This is a genomic window from Emticicia fluvialis (assembly GCF_024793945.1).
In the GTDB taxonomy this organism is placed as follows: domain Bacteria; phylum Bacteroidota; class Bacteroidia; order Cytophagales; family Spirosomataceae; genus Emticicia; species Emticicia fluvialis.
This window is the reverse complement of the sequence record NZ_JANUSD010000010.1, coordinates 118,401-138,733: the sequence shown is the minus strand read 5'-3', so window position 1 is coordinate 138,733 and position 20,333 is coordinate 118,401. Positions and strand designations below refer to the sequence as shown.

17 protein-coding genes are annotated in these 20,333 nt (G+C 46.5%); 16 read left to right on the top strand and 1 reads right to left on the bottom strand.

Features of this window, described 5'->3' with window-relative positions; all coding sequences use genetic code 11:
* The first annotated feature begins 288 nt into the window (after window positions 1-288).
* The 4 genes from NZ848_RS13240 to NZ848_RS13225 all read left to right on the top strand — a co-directional run bounded on the left by NZ848_RS13240 (window position 289) and on the right by NZ848_RS13225 (window position 5,990).
* Window positions 289-2,265 (top strand): alpha/beta hydrolase domain-containing protein, encoded by a 1,977-nt coding sequence (locus tag NZ848_RS13240; RefSeq protein ID WP_259015860.1) that lies wholly within the window; start codon window positions 289-291, stop codon window positions 2,263-2,265.
* An 88-nt stretch (window positions 2,266-2,353) separates the two neighbouring features.
* Window positions 2,354-3,649 carry a CitMHS family transporter gene (locus NZ848_RS13235; protein ID WP_259015859.1) on the top strand — a complete coding sequence of 432 codons (1,296 nt, stop codon included), beginning with the start codon at window positions 2,354-2,356 and terminating at the stop codon, window positions 3,647-3,649.
* A 397-nt stretch (window positions 3,650-4,046) separates the two neighbouring features.
* Entirely contained in the window at window positions 4,047-5,369 is a 1,323-nt protein-coding gene (locus NZ848_RS13230) for an acyclic terpene utilization AtuA family protein (RefSeq protein ID WP_259015858.1), read from the top strand.
* Window positions 5,370-5,690: 321 nt separating this feature from the next.
* A complete protein-coding gene (locus tag NZ848_RS13225; RefSeq protein WP_253522722.1) occupies window positions 5,691-5,990 on the top strand; it encodes an AtuA-related protein in 300 nt (99 codons plus the stop codon).
* 3 nt (window positions 5,991-5,993) lie between these two features.
* On the opposite strand, the gene NZ848_RS13220 is transcribed toward NZ848_RS13225, so the two are convergent.
* A complete protein-coding gene (locus NZ848_RS13220; protein WP_259015856.1) occupies window positions 5,994-6,947 on the bottom strand; it encodes an aldo/keto reductase in 954 nt (317 codons plus the stop codon).
* A gap of 340 nt (window positions 6,948-7,287) precedes the next feature.
* On the opposite strand from NZ848_RS13220, the gene NZ848_RS13215 reads away from it, so the two are divergent.
* The 12 genes from NZ848_RS13215 (at window position 7,288) to NZ848_RS13160 (ending at window position 20,150) form a co-directional block, all read left to right on the top strand.
* Window positions 7,288-7,833: an RNA polymerase sigma factor gene (locus NZ848_RS13215; protein WP_253535574.1), complete on the top strand. Its 546-nt coding sequence runs from the start codon at window positions 7,288-7,290 to the stop codon at window positions 7,831-7,833.
* Window positions 7,823-8,644 (top strand): HEAT repeat domain-containing protein, encoded by an 822-nt coding sequence (locus tag NZ848_RS13210; RefSeq protein ID WP_259015855.1) that lies wholly within the window; start codon window positions 7,823-7,825, stop codon window positions 8,642-8,644. The genes NZ848_RS13215 and NZ848_RS13210 overlap by 11 nt, the downstream gene beginning before the upstream one ends.
* 26 nt (window positions 8,645-8,670) lie before the next feature.
* Window positions 8,671-9,537: a DUF4097 family beta strand repeat-containing protein gene (locus NZ848_RS13205; RefSeq protein WP_259015854.1), complete on the top strand. Its 867-nt coding sequence runs from the start codon at window positions 8,671-8,673 to the stop codon at window positions 9,535-9,537.
* A gap of 1 nt (window position 9,538) precedes the next feature.
* Entirely contained in the window at window positions 9,539-10,366 is an 828-nt protein-coding gene (locus NZ848_RS13200; protein ID WP_259015851.1) for a DUF4097 domain-containing protein, read from the top strand.
* A 166-nt stretch (window positions 10,367-10,532) separates the two neighbouring features.
* Window positions 10,533-11,015 (top strand): CAP domain-containing protein, encoded by a 483-nt coding sequence (locus NZ848_RS13195; protein ID WP_259015849.1) that lies wholly within the window; start codon window positions 10,533-10,535, stop codon window positions 11,013-11,015.
* Between the two features lie 257 nt (window positions 11,016-11,272).
* The gene (locus NZ848_RS13190) at window positions 11,273-12,202 is read left to right on the top strand and encodes a sugar phosphate isomerase/epimerase family protein (protein ID WP_259015847.1); all 930 of its coding nucleotides are present in this window, start codon (window positions 11,273-11,275) and stop codon (window positions 12,200-12,202) included.
* Window positions 12,203-12,218: 16 nt separating this feature from the next.
* The gene (locus tag NZ848_RS13185; protein WP_259015845.1) at window positions 12,219-13,088 is read left to right on the top strand and encodes a sugar phosphate isomerase/epimerase family protein; all 870 of its coding nucleotides are present in this window, start codon (window positions 12,219-12,221) and stop codon (window positions 13,086-13,088) included.
* Window positions 13,088-14,473 (top strand): glycosyl hydrolase, encoded by a 1,386-nt coding sequence (locus NZ848_RS13180; protein WP_259015844.1) that lies wholly within the window; start codon window positions 13,088-13,090, stop codon window positions 14,471-14,473. Before NZ848_RS13185 ends, NZ848_RS13180 begins: the two co-directional genes overlap by 1 nt.
* A gap of 16 nt (window positions 14,474-14,489) precedes the next feature.
* The gene (locus NZ848_RS13175; protein WP_259015843.1) at window positions 14,490-15,941 is read left to right on the top strand and encodes an oxidoreductase; all 1,452 of its coding nucleotides are present in this window, start codon (window positions 14,490-14,492) and stop codon (window positions 15,939-15,941) included.
* On the top strand, window positions 15,938-16,708 hold the full coding sequence (locus NZ848_RS13170) for a 3-ketoacyl-ACP reductase (RefSeq protein WP_259015842.1): 771 nt from the start codon (window positions 15,938-15,940) through the stop codon (window positions 16,706-16,708). Before NZ848_RS13175 ends, NZ848_RS13170 begins: the two co-directional genes overlap by 4 nt.
* 612 nt (window positions 16,709-17,320) lie before the next feature.
* On the top strand, window positions 17,321-18,619 hold the full coding sequence (locus NZ848_RS13165) for a Gfo/Idh/MocA family protein (RefSeq protein ID WP_259015841.1): 1,299 nt from the start codon (window positions 17,321-17,323) through the stop codon (window positions 18,617-18,619).
* A gap of 292 nt (window positions 18,620-18,911) precedes the next feature.
* Entirely contained in the window at window positions 18,912-20,150 is a 1,239-nt protein-coding gene (locus NZ848_RS13160; protein WP_259015840.1) for an MFS transporter, read from the top strand.
* The last annotated feature ends 183 nt before the right edge of the window (window positions 20,151-20,333 follow it).

The window sequence follows — 20,333 nt, the reverse complement described above, 5'->3', positions numbered from 1 at the left end:
GTCGAATGAGCGAATAGTTATTCACTCAATCACTCAATCACTCATTCACCATTATTAATTGTAACTTATACGCTTGGTTGAATAGATATAAATAATGTTGGCGGTGTATTCCGTCAACAATTATTTTTTATTCAGTTTGCGGCTCATAAATCAGCTTAAATCTACACAATAACTCTCTGCAGGTTTTTTGCCAGAGAGTTATTTTTGTAGATTACCACCTAAAACAATCAGTAATAAGGCTGGTTATTCAGGTACACAACCGGTTTGCTAATTAATACCCAACTTAACATGAAAAAACTAACAGCATTACTCTTATTTTTTTGCTTGAGTGTGTCGGTTACTGAGGCCAGAATTGTCAGGGTAGTAATAGAAAAGGCCGAAACTTATGCCAATGGCAGGGTTTTCGGAGCAGCCGGGCCATACCAACGCCTCATAGGCAGGGCTTTCGGCGAAGTAAACCCCGCAGATAGCCACAATACTATCATCCAGGATATCGCACTGGCACCACGCAATGCACGCGGGATGGTTGAATACGAGATGGAGTTTATTCTGCTGAAACCTGTCGATGTCAACAAAAGCAACCACCTGTTATTCTATAATGTGCCCAACCGCGGCAACGCTTTTCCGGCCGATACCACTTTGCTGAAAAGAGGCTACATTTACCTGTGGGGAGGCTGGCAGGGAGATATTTACGGCGACAACAAGCTGAAAATAAAAGTACCTGTTGCCACCGAAAACGGTAAAGAAATTATTGGCCGGCTGCATACCGAATTTATAGTGTCTGAAAACGAGCCTACCCAAAACCTTAGCGCGGGGGCTTTCAGTGCGCAGTTCCATACGCCGTATGAAACCGTATCTTCAGATAACAAAACAGCCACATTAACCAGGCGCATCCACGCCGCCGACGAACCTGAAGTGGTGCCATATACCGACTGGGCCTTTGCCGATTGCTCAAAAGAGGCTTTTCCGGGCCAGCCCAGCACTACCCGGATTTCAGTAAAAGGCGGTTTCGACCCTAACTATATTTATGAGCTGAACTACACGGCTAAAAATCCGTTGGTGCTGGGGCTGGGCTTTGCTGCCACGCGAGACATTGTGGCATTTATGAGGCATTCTGAAAGTGCCGATAACCCATTGGCCAATCAGGTAAAGGCAGCCATAGGCGTTGGGGTGTCGCAGTGTGGTAATTTTTTGCGGAGTTTCCTGCATCTGGGTTTCAATGCCGACGAAGACAATCAACCTGTTTTTGAAGGGCTGAATGTACATATTGGCGCCAGACGAATTACTCTGAATGTTCGTTTTGGCAGGCCGGGTGGGGGAGGAATGCAGCACGAAGAAGTGGTTTTTCCGGGTAATGAAGCACCGTTTACGTGGTCAAAAACGTATGACCCGCTTTCCGGAACCGACGGTGGAATACTGGACGCCTGCCAGAAGCAGGGTTTTATGCCTAAAATAATGCATACGCTTAGTTCTACTGAATACTGGCAGTCGCGGATGTCGCTCCGTACCACAGACGTTTACGGTACCAAAGACCTTGAAATACCAGACAACGTGCGCATTTACCTGTTCTCGGGTACGCAACATACACCAGCCTTTAATAGCAATATTAATAAACTGACCGGGTTTATGGCTAATCCTAATTCATATCTCGACAGCTGGCGGGCCTTGCAGGTAGCGTTGGAGCAATGGGTATTAGATGGCACCCTGCCACCACCAGGTATCTACCCGAAATTGAAAAACAACACCCTTGCCAAAGGTGCCGAAATTGGCTGGCAACCGGTAGCGCATATACCTTTCAGGGGTTTGCTGAACGAAATGTATGTGCGTGACTTCGGCCCACAGTTTGATGAAAAAATGATGAGCGGTGTACTGGCAGAAACCCCCGTAAGCAAAAAAGATAAACGTTATGTGGTGCTGGTACCCAAAGTAAATGCCGATAACAACGAACTCGGAGGCCTTGAAACCCTCACGCATCAGGTGCCGCTGGGCACTTATACAGGTTGGAGCCTGCGAAAAGCAGGTTATGGGGAAGGCGATCTGGCCGTTCTGGAAGGGATGTATATTCCGTTTGCCAAAACTAAAGCCGAACGCATTGCAGCGGGCGACAGCCGTTTGTCGTTAGAAGAGCGCTACCCCAACCATACCGACTATGTGAACAAAGTAAAAGCAGCAGCAGCCGGGCTGGTAAAACAACGCCTGATCCTGCCCGAAGACGCCGAACGCGAAATAAAAAAGGCTGAGCAACTAACGATATTTAATTATTAACAGCGTTGCAAAGGCCTGCAAGAGGGCATCCCGGCATACATCAAGATAATAGCATTTCTGAACAAAATATTCTACTAACACCTGAACTATGCTTGCTCTGTTAGGCTTTGCCACCATTGTGGTTTTTCTTGTGCTGATAATTACCAAACGGCTGTCGGTTATTACGGCTTTGGTTTTGGTACCAGTTGTTTTCGGGCTGCTGGCGGGTTTTAAACCCAAAGAACTGGGCGATATGATGCTGGCCGGAATCAAACAGGTAGCCCCAACGGGTATCTTGCTGATGTTTGCCGTGCTGTACTTTGCCACCATGCTGGATGCCGGCCTTTTTGACCCTGTTATTGCGTTTATTGTCCGTTCCGTAAAAGGAGACCCCCTGAAAGTAATCGTAGGCACGGCCATTCTTACCATGATTGTGCATCTTGATGGCGACGGCACCGCTACGTTTATGATAGTGCTGTCGGCCTTTCTGCCTATTTACAAGCAATTGAAAATCAATCGCCTCATGCTCTCGGGTATTGTAGCCCTTAGCGTAGGGCCTTTGCATCTGGTGCCGTGGTCGGGTACGTCAGCCAGAGCTATTTCAACACTTAAGTCAGATGCCGTGCATATATTTAACCCTAACATACCGGCAATTCTGGGTGGTATTGCCTGGGTGTTGTTTGTGGCTTACATTTTCGGCAAAAAAGAGCGCAAACGGCTGGGTGTGCTTGAATTTCAGTACGATCACCACGCCAACCTAACAGACGCACAACGTGAATTGAGAAGACCCAAACTGATAGTATTAAATGCTTTGATGACCGTCGGGCTGATTATTACCCTTATGATGGGTTGGGTTCCGGCACCTGTGTTGTTTGTGGTGGCCGCCATGATTGCGCTGCTGGTAAATTACACCAAACTGGCCGACCAGCAGAAAGTGCTGAAGAGCCACGGCACCAATATCTTTCTGGTGTCTGGTATGATATTCGCCGCAGGCATTTTTTCGGGTATTCTTACCGGTTCAAAAATGATTGAGGCCATGGCCACCAGTCTGGTGTCACTCATCCCTCAGCAACACGCCGGGTGGTTACCTACACTTACGGCCATTACCAGTATGCCTGCCAGCATGCTTTTTACGCCCGATGCCTACTATTTTGGCGTAGTACCTATTCTGAGCCAGACAGCCACGCAGTTTGGTATCGACCCATTGGAAATCGGCAGGGCTGCCCTGCTCGGACAAATGACGGTTGGTTTCCCGCTCAGCCCGCTTACGGCATCAACCTTTCTGCTGATTGGCTTATCAGAAGTTGAGCTGGGCGAACACCAGAAATTCGTCTTCAAATGGGCCTGGGGTACCACCATAGTAATGACGATTGTGGCATTACTGACGGGGTCTTTGCATATTTAGATAGAAAATTAACTCCGAAAGCTCTAAACCATAGAGTGACACAAAGTTCAACACCGAGGTACACGGAGTTAAAGCCAATGTTAACGGTGAAACTCCGTGCAAAACTCAGCGTAACTCAGTGGTAAAGTACAGTCAGCAAAATCCATTTTAATTGAGTGCAAAGGAAAAATAAAAAAAAATAACAGACCTTAAAGCATCATTTTTTGTCTGAGTACGATTAAAAATCGGGCGAAAGGTTACGTAAATATGAATGCGATTACCGGATTTTTAATTGTACGAGTTAAATGATGGCTGCTTTTTTGGTTACTTTTTTTCAGCTAAAAAAAGTAACAACCATGGAATAAGAAATTTCGATAGGTCTTATTTGAGCACATACTGCCTATAAATCCATTAAGCAATGAAACAAAAAATAAGAATAGGGTGCGGAGCAGGATTTTCCGGCGATAGGCTAGAGCCAGCCATCATACTGGCCGAAAAAGGCAATCTGGATTATCTGGTTTTAGAATGCCTCGCCGAACGAACAATCGCCCTGGCGCAAAAACGCAAACTGCAAGACCCCACCAAAGGCTACGACCCACTGCTGGAACGCCGCATTGAAAGCCTCTTGCCACTGCTGGTAAAGAATAACATCCGCCTTATTACCAATATGGGGGCAGCTAATCCGGTTGCAGGGGCGAAGAAAATTGTTGAAATAGCCCAAAAATTCGGCTTATCAGTAAAAGTAGCCGCTGTGTTGGGTGACGATGTATTTGCAGAAATATCGTCGGATACCCCGGCTCTTGAAACCGGCGAACCACTTCAAAAAAGTGGAGAGCTGATTTCTGCCAATGCTTATCTGGGTGTAGAAGGAATACTGGAAGCCCTGCAGGCCGACACGCAAATTATCATTACAGGCAGGGTAGCAGATCCTTCGCTGTTTCTGGCGCCTATGATTCATGAGTTCGGTTGGGCAACAGATAATTATGAATTAATGGGCAAAGGCACTGTAATTGGCCACCTGCTTGAATGCGCAGGCCATATTACCGGAGGATACTTTGCCGACCCCATCAAAAAGCCTGTGCCTGATATGGACAAGCTCGGACATCCTTTTGCCGACATTGATGCCGATGGTTCAGCCATTATCAGTAAAGTAGAAGGCACAGGCGGTGTAGTAAACCTGAAAACAGCCAAAGAGCAACTGTTGTATGAAGTTGTTAACCCTTACGAATATTACACGCCCGATGTAGTAACAGATTTCACAACTGTTTATCTGAAAGAAATTGGCGCTAATCAGGTACAGGTAACCGGAGGAACAGGCAAGGCCCGCCCAGATACCTATAAGGTAAGTGTAGGCTACAAAGCATTTTTTATGGGTGAAGGAGAAATTGCCTATGCCGGAGCCTCTGCTTTGCCCCGAGCCGAACTGGCAGGCGAAATACTCAGGAAGCGCTTGGAAAACCAATTTCCTGAACTTAGAATAGATTACATCGGCAGCAGCGCTGTACATAGAACCAATTTTGGTAATCTGGCAGAGCCTTACGAAATCCGTCTGCGTGCAGCAGCAAAAGCCGCAAACCATACTGATGCCGCCCTGATTGGCGAAGAAGTAGAAGCACTTTATACCAATGGCCCAGCCGGTGGGGGTGGCGTAAGAAAATCCGTAACCGAAGTAGTAGGTATCGTCTCAACTTTGATTGATAGAAAAAACATAAAGCCGGTGATTGAGTATTTTAAGACTTAATTGTCGTGAACTTTGATTGTAATGAACACTCATTTAACTGACTTTACCAAATACTAATGGAGTTTAACAAATGCAACCAGTAAAATCCATAAATAAACCATGGCTAAAAACCACTTAATCAAAGTTCAAGACAAAATTCACTCAATCAGCGGAACGCCGCCCGCTAATTCACTCAATCACTAATTCACTCAATCACTCATTCACTAATTCAGCGGAACGCCGCCCACTAAATCAGCGGAACGCCGCCCGCTAATTCACTAATTCACTAAATCACTCATTCCCCAATCCCCGCCCCGGCGGCCGCTCAATCAAAAACAAACCATGAAACTCTACAACATAGCCCATAGCCGTGCCGGAGACAAAGGCAACACACTTACGCTGTCATTGATACCTTACCAGGAATCAGACTACGAAATGCTTTGCAAAACCATTACGGCCGAAAAAGTAAAAACTCATCTGAAAGACGTAGTATCCGGAGAAATCATCCGGTACGAAATGCCCAATATACATTCCCTACTTTTTGTATGCCAGAACGCCCTGTTGGGAGGTGTAACCACATCATTAGCGATTGACCCTCACGGCAAGGCCTTAAGTTATGCATTGCTTGAGATGGAGGTGTAGCCCTTACTCATCCCACAAATTCTCGACGGTATAATCGGTTCCTTCCAGGCACCAGAAATCACCTTTAATGTATCGGTAATGCTGGTCTAGTTGCGCCATTCTGTCCATTTGTTCGGCAGAAAGCACAATATCGGCTGCCGCCAGATTCTCCCTTAACCGATGCTCCTGCACCGACTTAGGTATTACTGATGTGCCACGGTTTACAGCCCATGCCAGCATAACCTGTGCAGCGGTGCAGTTTTTTTCCTGCGCAATGGCCAGAATCGTTTCGTTTTCAAATAACCTGGGTTCATTGGCCGAGACCCTGCTGGCCGGTCGGTCGGCCGATCCCAGCGGACAAAAGCCCGTTAAGGCTATATTATTTTGTTGGGCAAAGTCTAGCAGGGTTTTTTGTTGCAGAAAAGGTTGTAATTCTACCTGCAGGGCTTCGGGCATTACACCTGTTTCGTCTCTTAAAGCGCTTATTTTCTTAATACTGAAATTAGAAAGTCCAATGTGCCTCGTCAGCCCTTTTGTCTTCATGTCAATCATGGCCTGCCAGGTCTGGCTTAATGGTAAGTCATTCAGGCTTATCATATCTTCTGCCTTTTGCGGATAATTCACCGAACGAACCAGCGCTATCGGCCAGTGAATCAGGTACAAATCAAGGTATTCAACCTGCAAAAGCCGCAATGATTTTTCAATGGCCGGTTGCACATCTTCTGTGCGGTGGCGGTTGTTCCATAGCTTAGACGTTATCCAGAGGTCTTCACGCTTTACCTCATTATTTTTCAGTGCATCGGCAAAAGCCTGCCCGATTTCGCGTTCGTTGTCATAAATAAAAGCGCAATCAAAATGCCTGTAGCCAATTTCCAGCGCGGTTCTGATGGTGTTATAGATTTCGCCCTTGGCCGATTTCCAGGTGCCAAGCCCCAGCGCAGGCATTAAATCACCATTGCTAAATGTAAGATATTTCATGAATAAACCCTGTTGATGGTATAGTTGCGAAAATAGACAAATTTTTCGGTTGCGCCTCGTTTTACGCGGCTAATTGCAGCAACTGGTTTTTGGAAGATTATGAATTTGAAAATTCGTGGCTTATACGGGCCATAGTAGCCGAAAGCATTGCAGCTTTACGAAAAAATATGATTATGATGTGTGTATTTTATTGATTTTCAATGCTTTGTTTGTTCTATTGTAAAATATTTCATTTTTTTTCTAATTTACCTGTAACCTTTCAGATACAGCGCGGTTTCCACTACGAATTTGATAACAACATTACATTTATAAACGTGTGAATACACAAGATAACCTACTGATGCTCCAGGTAAAAGCGGGCGACCTCGATAAAATGGGACTGCTCTTTGAGCGTTACCATCGCCCCCTGTATGGGTTCCTGTATCACATGACAGGCGACTCACAAACGAGCGAAGACCTGGTGCAGAATGTGTTTTATCGGATGTTGAAATACAGGCACACGTTTACCGCAGAGGGCGAGTTTCATACCTGGATGTATCACCTGGCCCGTAATGTAATCAAAGATGCGTACAGGCAAAACAAGCGGTCGCAGCAGCATTATGATGTGGAAGCCTATGCCGAAAGGATAAGCGGAGATGCCACCGCCGATGGCGAACTGGAGAAAAAACAGCAAACCGAGGCGCTGCAAATAGCTTTAGATAAATTAAGCCCCGAGCACAAAGAAGTGCTGGTTATGAGTAGGTATCAGGAGCTGAAATATGATGAAATCGCATCCATACTGAATACCACCGAAGGCGCCATTAAAGTGCGTGTGCACCGTGCCATGAATGAACTGAAGAAACATTATTTAAAAATTGAAAATGGAGGCAAAGCTCATGAATTGTGAACAAGCAGGAGATAAAATGCTGGACTGGCTGAATAACCAGTTGCAGGCAGATGAAAGGGCAGCTTTTGAAATACACCTGAATCAGTGCCCCGACTGCCAGGCAGAATTACAGGCTACACGTAAACTGTGGGAAGCTATGGGAAACGTAAATGTACCCAACCCCAGCCACAACCTGCCGATACAGTTTTATACCATGCTGGAAACCTTCAAGGCCGATGCCCGGAAGAAGGAACATAAACCAACCGTATGGGAAACCCTGCGCAAAGGCATAGAAGTAATTTTTGCTCCGCGCAATGTAGTAAGGCTGGCCTATAGCTTATGTGTACTTTTTGTGGGCCTGGTGGGTGGATACTGGCTCAACGACCGCCGCACGCCAGATTATAAAGAGCAGATTGAGGTGCTTTCGGCTCAGGTGCAGGACATGAACCAGAAAGTAGTGCTTTCGCTGCTGCAAAATTCATCGGCTAACGAACGCCTGCGTGCCGTTAGCTATACCAAAGAAATAGGCGATGTTGACGAAAAAGTGGTAGATGCCCTGTTTAGCACCCTCAATAACGACTCTAACGTAAACGTGCGGCTGGTAACGCTGGAAGCCCTGGTGCAACTGGCCGACCACCCCAAAGTAAGAGAAGGGCTGGTGCATTCTATACTGAAGCAGGACACCCCGCTGGTTCAGGCCGCCCTGGCCGATGTAATGGTGAAACTGGAAGAGAAACGTTCTATTAAACCGCTGCAACGGTTGCTGGAACAGGATAATGTTGACATTATCGTAAAAACCAAAATCAAAGAAACCATTAAGGCTTTATCGTAGCGTTTTCAGCATAAACATACAAAATTATGAAACAATTGGTTATCCTACTTTTAGCAGGTGTGGTGCTTGGCTGTACCCCTGCTGCAGCGCAGAAGCTCGAATTTAAAGAGCATATCAGCAAGCAATTTGAGTTAAAAAAGCCTGCCGCCCAGACAGTCGTCGGTGTCTATAATATCGACGGCTCTATTAAGGTAGAGAGTTACACAGGCACAAAGGTTCTGGTAGAAATTGATAAAACCATTTCGGGTAAAACCCAGGCCATTGTTGACGAAGGCAAAGAAGAGTTTAAACTAGAATTTGAAGAAACCGGCGACAGCATTCTGGTTTACATTAAAGCGCCTTATTACACCCGCCCTCATGAAGAAAGAAGAAACAACAACCGGGAACGCCGGATTGAATACCGAAGCAATCTTAACTTTATTATCAGGGTACCCGCAAATATTAATCTTGATGTATCAACCATTAATAATGGCGAAGTGCATGTAAAAGATGTGAGCGGCAATATAAAGGCCCGTAATATTAATGGCGGTATTGCGCTTGAAAATGCCAGAGGAACAACAGATGTGCACACCATTAATGGCGACGTAACCATCAATTACCTCAGCAGCCCGCCCGAGAAATCGTCTTATTACACACTTAATGGTAACATCAGGGTAACATATCCGGCTTCATTTTCGGCCGACTTGCAGTTCAAGAGTTTCAATGGCGGGTTTTATACCGATTTCCCTGATGCCGAACTGCTGGCCCCGGAAGTAATAAAAAATACGGAGCATAATGGCGAAAAAACAGTCTATAAGCTCGACAAACGGTCATCCATCCGAATCGGAAAAGGTGGCAGATTATTCAGATTCGAAACGTTCAACGGAAACATTTATATTAAAAAGCAATCGTAAAATGAAAAATTACCAATCAATTTTAGGAATGATGCTGCTGGTATCAACCATTACTATCCATACAGTAGCTGCACAAAACGAAGTCAAAGAACAACTGGTAGTACCATTGACAGACCCCGCCAAACCGGGTTCTTTAAAGGTAGGGTTAATTCATGGCTCTATTAAGGTGGTGGGTTATGCAGGTAAAGATATTGTTATTGACGCAGAGTCGGTGGCTAATACAAGAAAAGAAAGAACAGAAGAAGGCAGCCAGGGCATGAAGCGGATTACGCCCCGCGGCGGGCTTGAAATATCAGCCGAAGAAAAAAATAACCGAGTAGAGGTATCAGCCCAAAGTGCCCGTCAGCCGGTTAACCTTACCATAAAAGTACCTCATAACTTTTCTCTGAAAGTCAGTACCATCAACAATGGCGAAATCAGCATTGAAAACGTTGCGGGCGATATGGAAGTGAATAACGTAAACGGAGGCATAGTGCTAAGCAATATATCCGGCTCTGCCGTGGCCAATACAACAAACGGAGCCATAAAAGCCAATTTTAAATCGGTGGCTAATTCACCGATGGCCTTCACTACCCTTAATGGCAATGTGGATGTTACGTTTCCGGCAACGGCCAAGTTCAACGTAAAGGTGAAGTCAGACCGGGGAGAAGTGTACAGCGATTTTGATATCGACGTAGATAAAACGGCTCCTAAGTCTAATAAAACTGCTCAGAACGGTATGTATAAAGTAAACATTGAAGACTGGATTCAGGGTAAAGTAAACGCCGGAGGCAGCGAAATAATGATGAAAAACATGCACGGCAATATTTATATCCGTCGCGCCAAATAAATTGTTCCCATACAGAATTATAAATTAGATGTTCCTCCGGCACTTGCCGGAGGCCACTCTTTTAAAAGCTTTTATTGGTTTATTTCTGCACAACTTCTTTTTCTACATCAGGCACCAGAACAATATCCTACCCGGTTGCATACGTTAATGTTTGAAAAAATACAAAATGAAACGGATGCTCTTGATTGGTGTGGCCGCCATGCTCTGGCTCAGTTGCCGCACAAATGTACCCGCGCAAAACAGCCATACAGCTAATGACCTTGAAAGTATGCAGCTTGCCATCAATAACGAAGTAAATGCTTACCGCGCCACCCGGCACCTGAAACCCCTTCGCCTTATGCCGCAGATAACCGATGAAGCCACCACACACAGCCTCAATATGGCAATGGGCAAGGTAAGGTTTGGGCATGGCGGATTCGATAAACGCGTAGCCAGGCTCATGAAAACTATCAGTAATGCCAATGCCAGTGCCGAAAACGTAGCCTACGGGCAGCTTTCAGCCAAAGAAGTGGTAAAAGAATGGATAAAAAGCCCTGGTCATCGCACCAATATTGAAGGTAATTATAACCTCACAGGTGTTGGCATAGCACGGGCCAGAAACGGCAATCTGTATTTTACCCAAATATTTATTAATCAGCGGGGTGGGTAATATTTAATATTTTCTCGCAGAGCCGCAAGCAGAGCGGCTTCAGAGGCATATCCAAAAAGTGAAATGATTGATTTAAAGTTTGGATTGCCTCTCAATATAATAAATTTCTACCTATCGTTGATATTCGAAGTTCATCGATATCCCAATTCTTCGCTTAGCTGCACTGCTTGCGGGTCTACCAAAATTTTATCTTCCGAATCATAATTTTTCACCTCATAAATTGTACTTCTGTTAGAATTATTTTACTAATTTTAAGCATGGACAGACGACATTTTATAGGCACTGCCATTACTGGTAGTATTTTTGCAAAAAGTAATATAGTTTTTGCACAGCCCACACCCGAGCCGAAAATCAACGTGTTTTCAAAGACGCTCCACTGGATACCCGACTACATCAAATTAGCCGAAACCGTGGCTGCCATCGGTTTTGATGGCATTGACTTAACCGTTCGCCCCGATGGCCACGTAATACCCGAACGCGTGGATGAAGACCTGCCCAAAGCAGTTGAAGCCTGCAAAAAGGCCGGTATTGGTATGCCCATGATTGTTACCAATATTCTGGAAGCCACCCCCCTTACCGAGCATGTATTGCGCACGGCATCGGCACTGGGTATTAAGCACTTCCGTATGGGCTGGTATCAGTTCGATATGAAAAAGGATATCCTGGCGCAAGTGGCAACCTTTGAAGAAAAAATGAGGGGCGTGGCACAAATGAGCAAAAAGTATAATATCTCTGCCGAATACCAGAACCACGCCGGGCTTTTTCTGGGCGCTGCCGTATGGGACTTTGAACCGATTCTCAAAAAAATCAACTCGCCTTTTCTGGGCTGCCAGTATGATGTGCATCATGCTACGCACGAAAGCGAGACATCCTGGGAGGTAGGTTTCAGAATCATCCGGCCCTATATCAAGTCAATAGCCATCAAAGATTTCAGACGTGTGCCTAATGCCGACAAGATAGTAAAAGAGGGCTGTCCGCTGGGGCAGGGAGTTGTCAACTACGGCAAATACCTTTCTTTACTGAAACAATACAATGTTTCTGTACCTGTTACCATGCACTTTGAGTACAAGCTCGGTGGTGCAGAAAACGGCGCTAAAACCATCACTGTAGAACCTGGCGTTGTTACCTCAGCCATGAAAAAAGACCTGATGGTTTTGAAAGGCTGGATGAAAGATAATGGTTTGTAAAACCCCAAAACCAAAAATGAAGAAACTATTCTACCCTTTAGTATTATTACTGGCAGGCATTGCCCCGCTAATGGCGCAGAAAGGCAAAGCGCTTTTTCCTGACAAACCGGGCATGGTATCTTATACTTATCGCAAAAGTCTGGGTAAAGATGTGGCCGCAACGCTGGACACCATCAAGGCTCTGGGCATAACCGATATGGAGTTTTCGAGCCTGTTTGGTAAAACAGCGCAGGAACTACGCAACTTGTTAGATGCCCGCGGTATGAAATGCTCGTCATTCGGTGTAGGCTACCCCGACCTGACCAATAATATTGACGAAGTAGCCAAAAATGCACAAACCCTCGGCGCCAGTTTTGTACGCGTAGCCTGGATACCACATCAGGCGCCTTTTACCTTGGCAACTGCCCAAAAAACGGTAGAGGATTTCAACCGTTTCGGCAAAATTCTGAAAGATAAGTACGGGCTAAGCTTCTGCTACCATAATCATGGCTACGAATTTCAACCGCATGAAAACGGAACCTTGTTCGACTACATCGTGCAAAACACTGACCCAAAATACGTAAGTTTTGAAATGGATATCCTCTGGACATTCTTCCCCGGTCAGGATCCGGCCGCATTGCTTAACAAATACGGCAACCGTTTTAAACTGATGCACCTCAAAGACCTGAAAAAAGGCGTGGCGGGTAATCTGTCGGGCGGTACTTCTCCTGAAAACGATGTGGCGCTGGGCACAGGCCAGATAGACATTCCGGCCGTGTTAACTGCCGCCCGCAAAGCCGGTGTAGAACATTATTATATAGAAGACGAAAGCGCAAACATTGCCACACAGGTACCACAAACCATAGCCTATTTAAAAAATCTGAAAAAAAATAAAACCCACCGCTAATGATTCGCATTGATTACCATCTTCAACCAACTGATTTAAGCAATAAACTAAAAAAGTTCTGGGAGCTCTCAGGCGAAAAAATCTCTTCTATTGAGTATAATTATGATGTTTCAAAGGGTTCGCCTGTTTTTACTGCCGCTGGTAAATACACTACCCGTGGCTGGACAGAGTGGACACAGGGCTTTCAGTTCGGTTCGGCCATTTTACAGTTTGATGCAACGGGCGACACCCGTTTTCTGGAAATGGGCCGCCAGAAAACCATTGATTTAATGGCGCCGCACATCAGCCATATAGGCGTGCACGACCACGGCTTCAACAACGTAAGTACCTACGGCAACCTGTTGCGGCTGATGCAGGAAGGCAAAATTGAACACAACCCCTGGGAGAAAAACTTTTACGAACTGGCACTCAAAATATCAGGCGCCGTGCAGGCCAGCCGCTGGACACCCATTAAAAACGGAGGTTTTATTCACTCGTTCAACGGGCCACATTCTTTGTTTGTAGATACCATCCGCTCGTGCCGTGCGCTCATGCTCAGCTACAAACTGGGGCATGTTTTTCAGGCAGAAAACGATATAAAAATAAGTTTACTGGGCAGGGCCTTATCTCATATAAAAGCCACCGCCGATTACTCGGTGTTCTACGGCGAAGGCCGCGACACCTACGATATCTGGGGGCGCACCGCACACGAAAGCATTTTTAATACTACCGACGGTAATTTCCGCTGTCCTAATTCTCAACAGGGCTATACAGGTTTCACGACCTGGACCCGCGGACTCGCCTGGGCTATCTGCGGCTTTGCCGAAGAGCTTGAGTTTATCAGTACCTTGCACGATGCCGAGCTGGACCCTTTCGGTGGGCGCCACGTAATAGAAAATTATATGCTGAGAGCCGCCCGCGCTACCTGCGATTTTTACATAGAACATACCCCGGTAGACGGCATACCTTACTGGGATACCGGCGCACCTAACCTGCACAAACTGGGCAATTACCTTGACCAGCCCGCCAATCCGTTTAATGATTACGAGCCTGTCGACAGCTCGGCGGCGGCCATTGCGGCACAGGGTTTATTGCGTTTGGGTAAGTACCTGAGCAACAAAGGAGAAACCGACGCCGGGGAAAAATACTGGCAGACAGGACTGACAGTACTGAACCGTTTGCTGGAAGAACCCTACCTGAGCACCAGCCACGCGCATCAGGGTATTTTGTTGCATTCAATTTATCACCAACCTAATGGCTGGGACTACGTGCCGGAAGGAAGCAAAATTGCCTGCGGCGAATCAAGTATGTGGGGCGATTATCATATCAGAGAAGTGGCTTTGTATGTGCAGAAGCTGATTGATAATGGCACTTACTACACTTTTTATAACTGTCTGAACAGCTAAACCTGACCACCCGAACATGAGTACCAAAAGTAAACCGAAATATTCAAGAGTTGCCCAGTTAAAAACCACCGCCGATTTACGTAAGTATCTGGCTGACAACCAGGTCGACCTCGATTTTGATGATGAACTGGTTGATGCAGCCGAATCGCCCTTTGCTCAGGGAATTTCTTTGCAGTCGGGCAGGTATATCGGCAACCGATTCTGCATCTTACCCATGGAAGGCTGGGACGGCACCGAAGACGGCCGCCCCACCGAATTTACCAAACGCCGCTGGGAGAACTTTGCCATAAGCGGCGCCAAACTTTTGTGGGGCTGCGAAGCCGTAGCCGTAAGGCATGAAGGCAGGGCAAACCCCAACCAGCTATGTATAAACGAAGCCAACTTTCAGGATTTTGTTGACTTGTTTAATCTGGTAATGAACAAGCACGCCGAAAAATTTGGCAATACCGATGATCTGATGGTAGGGCTGCAGCTTACACATTCCGGCCGTTTCTGCAAACCTCATAGCCATAAAAAATTTGAGTCTAAAATATTATATCATCATCCATTACTTGATAAAAAATTCGGCATCGGAGAAGATTACCCGTTAATGACCGACGAAGATATTGATGCACTGGTAGCCGATTTCGTAAAAGCGGCCGTAATGGCACAAAAGGCGGGCTATCATTTTGTTGATTTAAAACACTGCCACGGGTATCTGGGGCATGAGTTTCTGAGTTCTTTTAACCGGGAAGGCAAATACGGCGGCAGTTTCGAAAACCGCACGCGTTTCCTCCGCAATATTGTAGAGGGCATTAAACGCGAGGCCCCCGGCCTTGAAATGGGTATCCGCCTCAGCGCTTTTGATTTCGTGCCGTTCAAAAAAGGAGAGGATGGACAGGGCGAACCGGATTACCTGTCAGCTGAAAACTACGGATATGCTTTTGGCGGTGCTGGCAATGGAACCACCATTGACCTCGACGAACCCAAGGCTTTTCTGGCATTGGCGCAGTCGCTGGGTATTCAGTTAATATGTATTACTGCCGGTAGCCCTTATTATAACCCGCATCTTACCAGGCCGGCTATTTTTCCGCCTTCTGATGGGTATCAGCCGCCAGAAGAGCCATTATTGGGGGTAGCCCGGCATCTGGCCGTTACGCAAGAGCTGAAAGAGGCCTTTCCGGATATGGTGATTGTGGGGTCGGGGTATTCTTACCTGCAAGACTGGCTGCCTAATTTCGGGCAATATGTGTTGCGCCACAACATGGCCGACTTTGTAGGGCTGGGTCGTATGGTGTTGTCGTATCCAACCATGCCTGCCGACATCCTGAGCAACCAGCCGCTGCAACGCAAGCTGATTTGCCGCACGTTCTCCGATTGCACCACCGCACCACGTAACGGGCTTATTTCGGGTTGTTTCCCGCTTGACCCTTACTATAAAAGCATGGACATTGCCAACCAACTGAAACAATTAAAAGGAGAAAAGTGAAAAAGGTAGCATTCATAACAGGCGGAAGCCGGGGTATAGGTTTGGGTATTGCCGTGCATCTGGCAAAGGCTGGTTTTAATCTGGCCATTAATGGTATGCGGCCGGAAGCAGCCGTGCAGGAGGTGCTTGATGAATTAACCGGGCTGGGGGCAGAGGTTATTTACTGCCGCGGAGACATTGCCTCTGCTCAGGACAGGCAATTGATGCTGGCCCATATAAAAGAGCATTTCGGCTGCCTGCATGTGCTGGTCAACAACGCCGGAGTAGCGCCCAAAGAGCGAAACGATATTTTACAGGCCACTGAAGAAAGTTTCGACTACGTGCTATCAACCAACCTGAAAGGTACCTATTTTCTTACGCAGGCAGTTGCCAACTGGATGATAGCGCAAAAAACCAGTACCGAAGGTTTCAGCAGTTGTATCATCAATGTGTCGTCAATTTCGGCCACTATTGCTTCTGTCAACAGAGGCGAATACTGTGTATCAAAAGCCGGGCTGAGCATGGCAACGCAATTATTTGCCGTCAGATTGGGCGAATATAACATACCTGTTTATGAGCTAAGGCCGGGCATTATCAAAACAGACATGACGGCCGGAGTTACCGCCAAATATGATGAACTGATAGAAAACGGCCTTTGCGTACAAAAACGCTGGGGCTTCCCCGACGACATCGGCAAAGCCGTTGCCGCCCTCGCCAAAGGAGATTTTCCCTACTCAACAGGCCAGGTACTGATGGTAGACGGCGGCCTGACTTTGGGGAGGCTTTAGTCAATTAGTGAATGAGTGATTTAGTGAATTAGTGAATGATGAATTATTGGTCAGCGTTCCGCTGAATTAGAGAATGAGTGAGTTAGTGAATTAGCGGGCGGCGTTCCGCTGAATGAGCGGGCGGCGTTGCGGGGAATGAGTGATTGAGTGATTGAGCGAATTAGTGAATTAGCGTGCGGCGTTGCGGGGAATGAGTGAATGAGTGATTGAGTGATTGAGTGAATTAGTGATTTAGCGGGCGACGTTTCGCTGAATGAGCGGGCGGCGTTGCGGGGAATGAGTGATTGAGTGATTGAGCGAATTAGTGATTTAGCGGGCGGCGTTGCGGGGAATTAGCGGGCGGCGTTTCGCTGAATGAGTGATTAACCATTTAGGATTGCTGATTATCAAATTTGGGAGGGTTTTAACCCAAATAACCACTAAATCGCTCACTCCATCAATCATACATTCACTAAATCACTAAATCACTAATTCACTCATTCTCTAAATCACCGCAACGGCGGCCGCTAATTCACTCATTCACTAAATCACTCATTCACTAATTCACCATTCACTAATTCACCATTCACTAATTTTTTAACGTCTTTCAACCTTTTAACTATAAAAAAAACAATGAAGAAATTTACCAGACGAGACATGCTTAAAACGGCCGTTCCCGGCTCTTTGGCTGTTATGTCTATTCCTACTCTTATTCCGTCTACTGCTTTCGGAGCCAACGACAGGCTGCGGGTGGCAGTAATAGGCGTAAATGGCCGTGGGAAAGACCACATTTCGGGCTTCTCAAAGCTAGATAACGTTGAAGTAGCCACCCTTTGCGATGTCGACAAAGTGGTGCTGAATGAACGGGCGGCAGATTTTGAAAAAAAATATGCTAAGAAAGTACACATCGAGCAAGACTTACGCCGGGTGTATGAAGACAAATCTATTGATGCCGTAAGCATTGCCACCCCTAACCACTGGCATGCGCTGGCGGCTATATGGGCCTGCCAGGCTGGTAAAGATGTTTATGTAGAAAAACCCGCCTGCCACAACCTGTTTGAAGGTCGGCAATTGGTAGAGGCAGCCAAAAAATACAACCGCATTGTGCAGCATGGGGTGCAGCTGCGTAGCTCGGCAGCTATTCAGGAGGCCATTCAGCACCTCAGAGACGGGCTGATTGGCAAAGTGTACATGGCACGCGGAACTGTCTACAAATGGAGACCTGATATCGGTAATCTGGGTAAATCGCCGGTGCCGGAAGGTCTCGACTGGGACTTATGGCAGGGCCCGGCTCAGGCACGTGATTTCAGCAAAAACTATGTGCATTATAACTGGCACTGGTTCTGGGACTTTGGTAATGGCGACATCGGGAATCAGGGCGTGCATGAAACCGACCTGGCCATGTGGGGGCTGGATGTCGGCTTGCCCGAAGTAATAACCTCGGCAGGTGGTAAATACCTCTGGAACGACTGCAAAGAAACCCCCGAAGTGCTTACTTCAACCTATCAGTACCCCAAAGAAGGTAAAATCATAGAATTTGAAGTACGCCCCTGGATGACCAACAAAGAAGACGGCGTTGAGGTAGGCAATATTTTCTATGGTGACAAAGGCTATATGGTTATCAACGGTTATAACGATTACAAAACCTATCTGGGCCGTAACCGTGAGCCCGGCCCTGCCCGCAACGCAGGCGGCGACCACTACAAAAACTTTGTAGATGCCGTAAGAGCCAAAAACAAAGCATTGTTGAACGGCCCTATTGAAACCGGCCACCTTTCGGCCAGCATTGCGCATCTGGGCAATATTGCCTATCGCCTGGGTAGAACCCTGAAGTTTGACCCTAAAACAGAAACTTTCCCGGGTGACAAAGAGGCCAACGCTATGCTTACCCGTAAATACCGCGCGCCATTTACCGTACCGGCCAAGGTTTAATAAATAATGAATTATGATTTAATATATCGTCCGGATGGGACTTTTCACAGGTTTTGGATTATACTGCTACTGATATATTATCCTTACGGGATTTAAAATCTCTGGCGCAGTCTATGTGCTGATATTGAAGTCCCGGAGGGACGATGTATCAGTAGAGTGCTCAGCTTTTCCAAAGCTCTGATATCCCGTAGGGATGATATATTTAATACTTAAAATCCCTCTATCTCGAACTTCAGAATATTGGGGTTTGCTGAGATTGCACAAACCTGATTCAACCCTTAAAAACTGTTTCATGACACATTCAGATACTGACAACCAAAATACACTGAGGCAATTGCTGCAATTACCTGTACTGGTGGCTGCGCTGGGCTATCTGGTTGATATGTACGACCTCTTCCTGTTCAATGTGGTGCGTGTACCCAGCCTGAAAGAACTGGGCTTTGAGGGCGACCAATTGTTTGAACACGGCGCCTCGCTGCTTAACTATCAGATGGCCGGAATGCTCATTGGTGGTATAGTTTGGGGAGTAATGGGCGACAAACGCGGCCGCTTGTCGGTGTTGTTTGGGTCTATCATCATTTATTCACTGGCTAATATTGCCAACGGGCTGGTAACTACAGTGCCCCAATACGCTGCCTGCCGGTTTATTGCCGGTGTAGGGCTGGCCGGAGAGCTGGGCGCCGGGGTAACACTGGTAACCGAAATTCTGCCTAAAAAAATACGGGGCTATGGTACCACCATTGTGGCAACGCTGGGGCTGGTGGGCGCCATAGGTGCCTATTTTGTAGCCGAGCTTTTTGAGTGGCGCATATCTTATTATGTAGGGGGCGGCATGGGCCTGCTTTTACTTTTATTGCGTATCAATATTTTTGAGTCGAAGATATTCACCGAAGCCAAAAACAAGCACATCAAACGGGGTAACCTGCTCATGCTGTTCAATAACCGCACCCGATTTGTAAAATACCTGATGTCTATTCTGGTAGGCTTGCCAATCTGGTTTGTGGTGGGTATTCTCATTACTTTTTCGCCAGAATTTGCCAAAGCAGCCGGAATCACCGAGCCTGTCAATGCAGGCAAAGCCGTAATGCTTACCTTTACAGGGCAGGTATTCGGAGACATTGTAAGTGGTTTCCTGAGCCAGTTTATGCAAAGCCGCAAAAAAGTGATATTGCTTTTTATTCTTATGTCGCTGGCCTTTGTGCTGGTTTATTTACTTATACCTGCCAGCAGTGCCTCAGTGTTTTACATTACCTGTGCGTTTCTGGGTTTCTGCAATGGTTACTGGACACTCTTCATCACCATTGCTGCCGAGCTTTTTGGTACCAACCTGCGTGCCACCGTGGCCACCACTGTGCCTAATTTTGTGCGCGGAGCCACCATTCCGCTACTGGCAGTTTTTAAATGGCTGAAACCCGACATGGGCATTATGACAGCCGCACTCATTATAGGCGTTAGCACATCGGCCATTGCGCTCTTTGCACTCTGGAACATAGATGAAACTTTTAACAGAGACTTAGATTACATTGAATAATGTAATTCAGGCTCCGGGCATTGGTTTATCGGTAAAATTATAATCAGTCGTTAAACCGGTTATTGCATGGCCGTAAAAACAGATTTGCAGATGAGCCGGATTGCATTCCGGCTCTACCTCCAATAACTTTGCGTTGTTTAATACTATAGGCTTTTTCTATTCCTATTCACCTGATATTTAAAA

Excerpts from the sequence above, each read along its gene's own strand:
- NZ848_RS13175 (WP_259015843.1), top strand. The coding sequence starts at position 14,490 with ATGAGTACCAAAAGTAAACCGAAATATTCAAGAGTTGCCCAGTTAAAA.
- NZ848_RS13160 (WP_259015840.1), top strand. The coding sequence starts at position 18,912 with ATGACACATTCAGATACTGACAACCAAAATACACTGAGGCAATTGCTG.
- NZ848_RS13230 (WP_259015858.1), top strand. The coding sequence starts at position 4,047 with ATGAAACAAAAAATAAGAATAGGGTGCGGAGCAGGATTTTCCGGCGAT.
- NZ848_RS13215 (WP_253535574.1), top strand. The coding sequence starts at position 7,288 with ATGCTCCAGGTAAAAGCGGGCGACCTCGATAAAATGGGACTGCTCTTT.
- NZ848_RS13220 (WP_259015856.1), bottom strand. The coding sequence starts at position 6,947 with ATGAAATATCTTACATTTAGCAATGGTGATTTAATGCCTGCGCTGGGG.
- NZ848_RS13195 (WP_259015849.1), top strand. The coding sequence starts at position 10,533 with ATGAAACGGATGCTCTTGATTGGTGTGGCCGCCATGCTCTGGCTCAGT.
- NZ848_RS13190 (WP_259015847.1), top strand. The coding sequence starts at position 11,273 with ATGGACAGACGACATTTTATAGGCACTGCCATTACTGGTAGTATTTTT.
- NZ848_RS13210 (WP_259015855.1), top strand. The coding sequence starts at position 7,823 with ATGAATTGTGAACAAGCAGGAGATAAAATGCTGGACTGGCTGAATAAC.
- NZ848_RS13235 (WP_259015859.1), top strand. The coding sequence starts at position 2,354 with ATGCTTGCTCTGTTAGGCTTTGCCACCATTGTGGTTTTTCTTGTGCTG.
- NZ848_RS13225 (WP_253522722.1), top strand. The coding sequence starts at position 5,691 with ATGAAACTCTACAACATAGCCCATAGCCGTGCCGGAGACAAAGGCAAC.
- NZ848_RS13180 (WP_259015844.1), top strand. The coding sequence starts at position 13,088 with ATGATTCGCATTGATTACCATCTTCAACCAACTGATTTAAGCAATAAA.
- NZ848_RS13165 (WP_259015841.1), top strand. The coding sequence starts at position 17,321 with ATGAAGAAATTTACCAGACGAGACATGCTTAAAACGGCCGTTCCCGGC.
- NZ848_RS13240 (WP_259015860.1), top strand. The coding sequence starts at position 289 with ATGAAAAAACTAACAGCATTACTCTTATTTTTTTGCTTGAGTGTGTCG.
- NZ848_RS13200 (WP_259015851.1), top strand. The coding sequence starts at position 9,539 with ATGAAAAATTACCAATCAATTTTAGGAATGATGCTGCTGGTATCAACC.
- NZ848_RS13185 (WP_259015845.1), top strand. The coding sequence starts at position 12,219 with ATGAAGAAACTATTCTACCCTTTAGTATTATTACTGGCAGGCATTGCC.
- NZ848_RS13205 (WP_259015854.1), top strand. The coding sequence starts at position 8,671 with ATGAAACAATTGGTTATCCTACTTTTAGCAGGTGTGGTGCTTGGCTGT.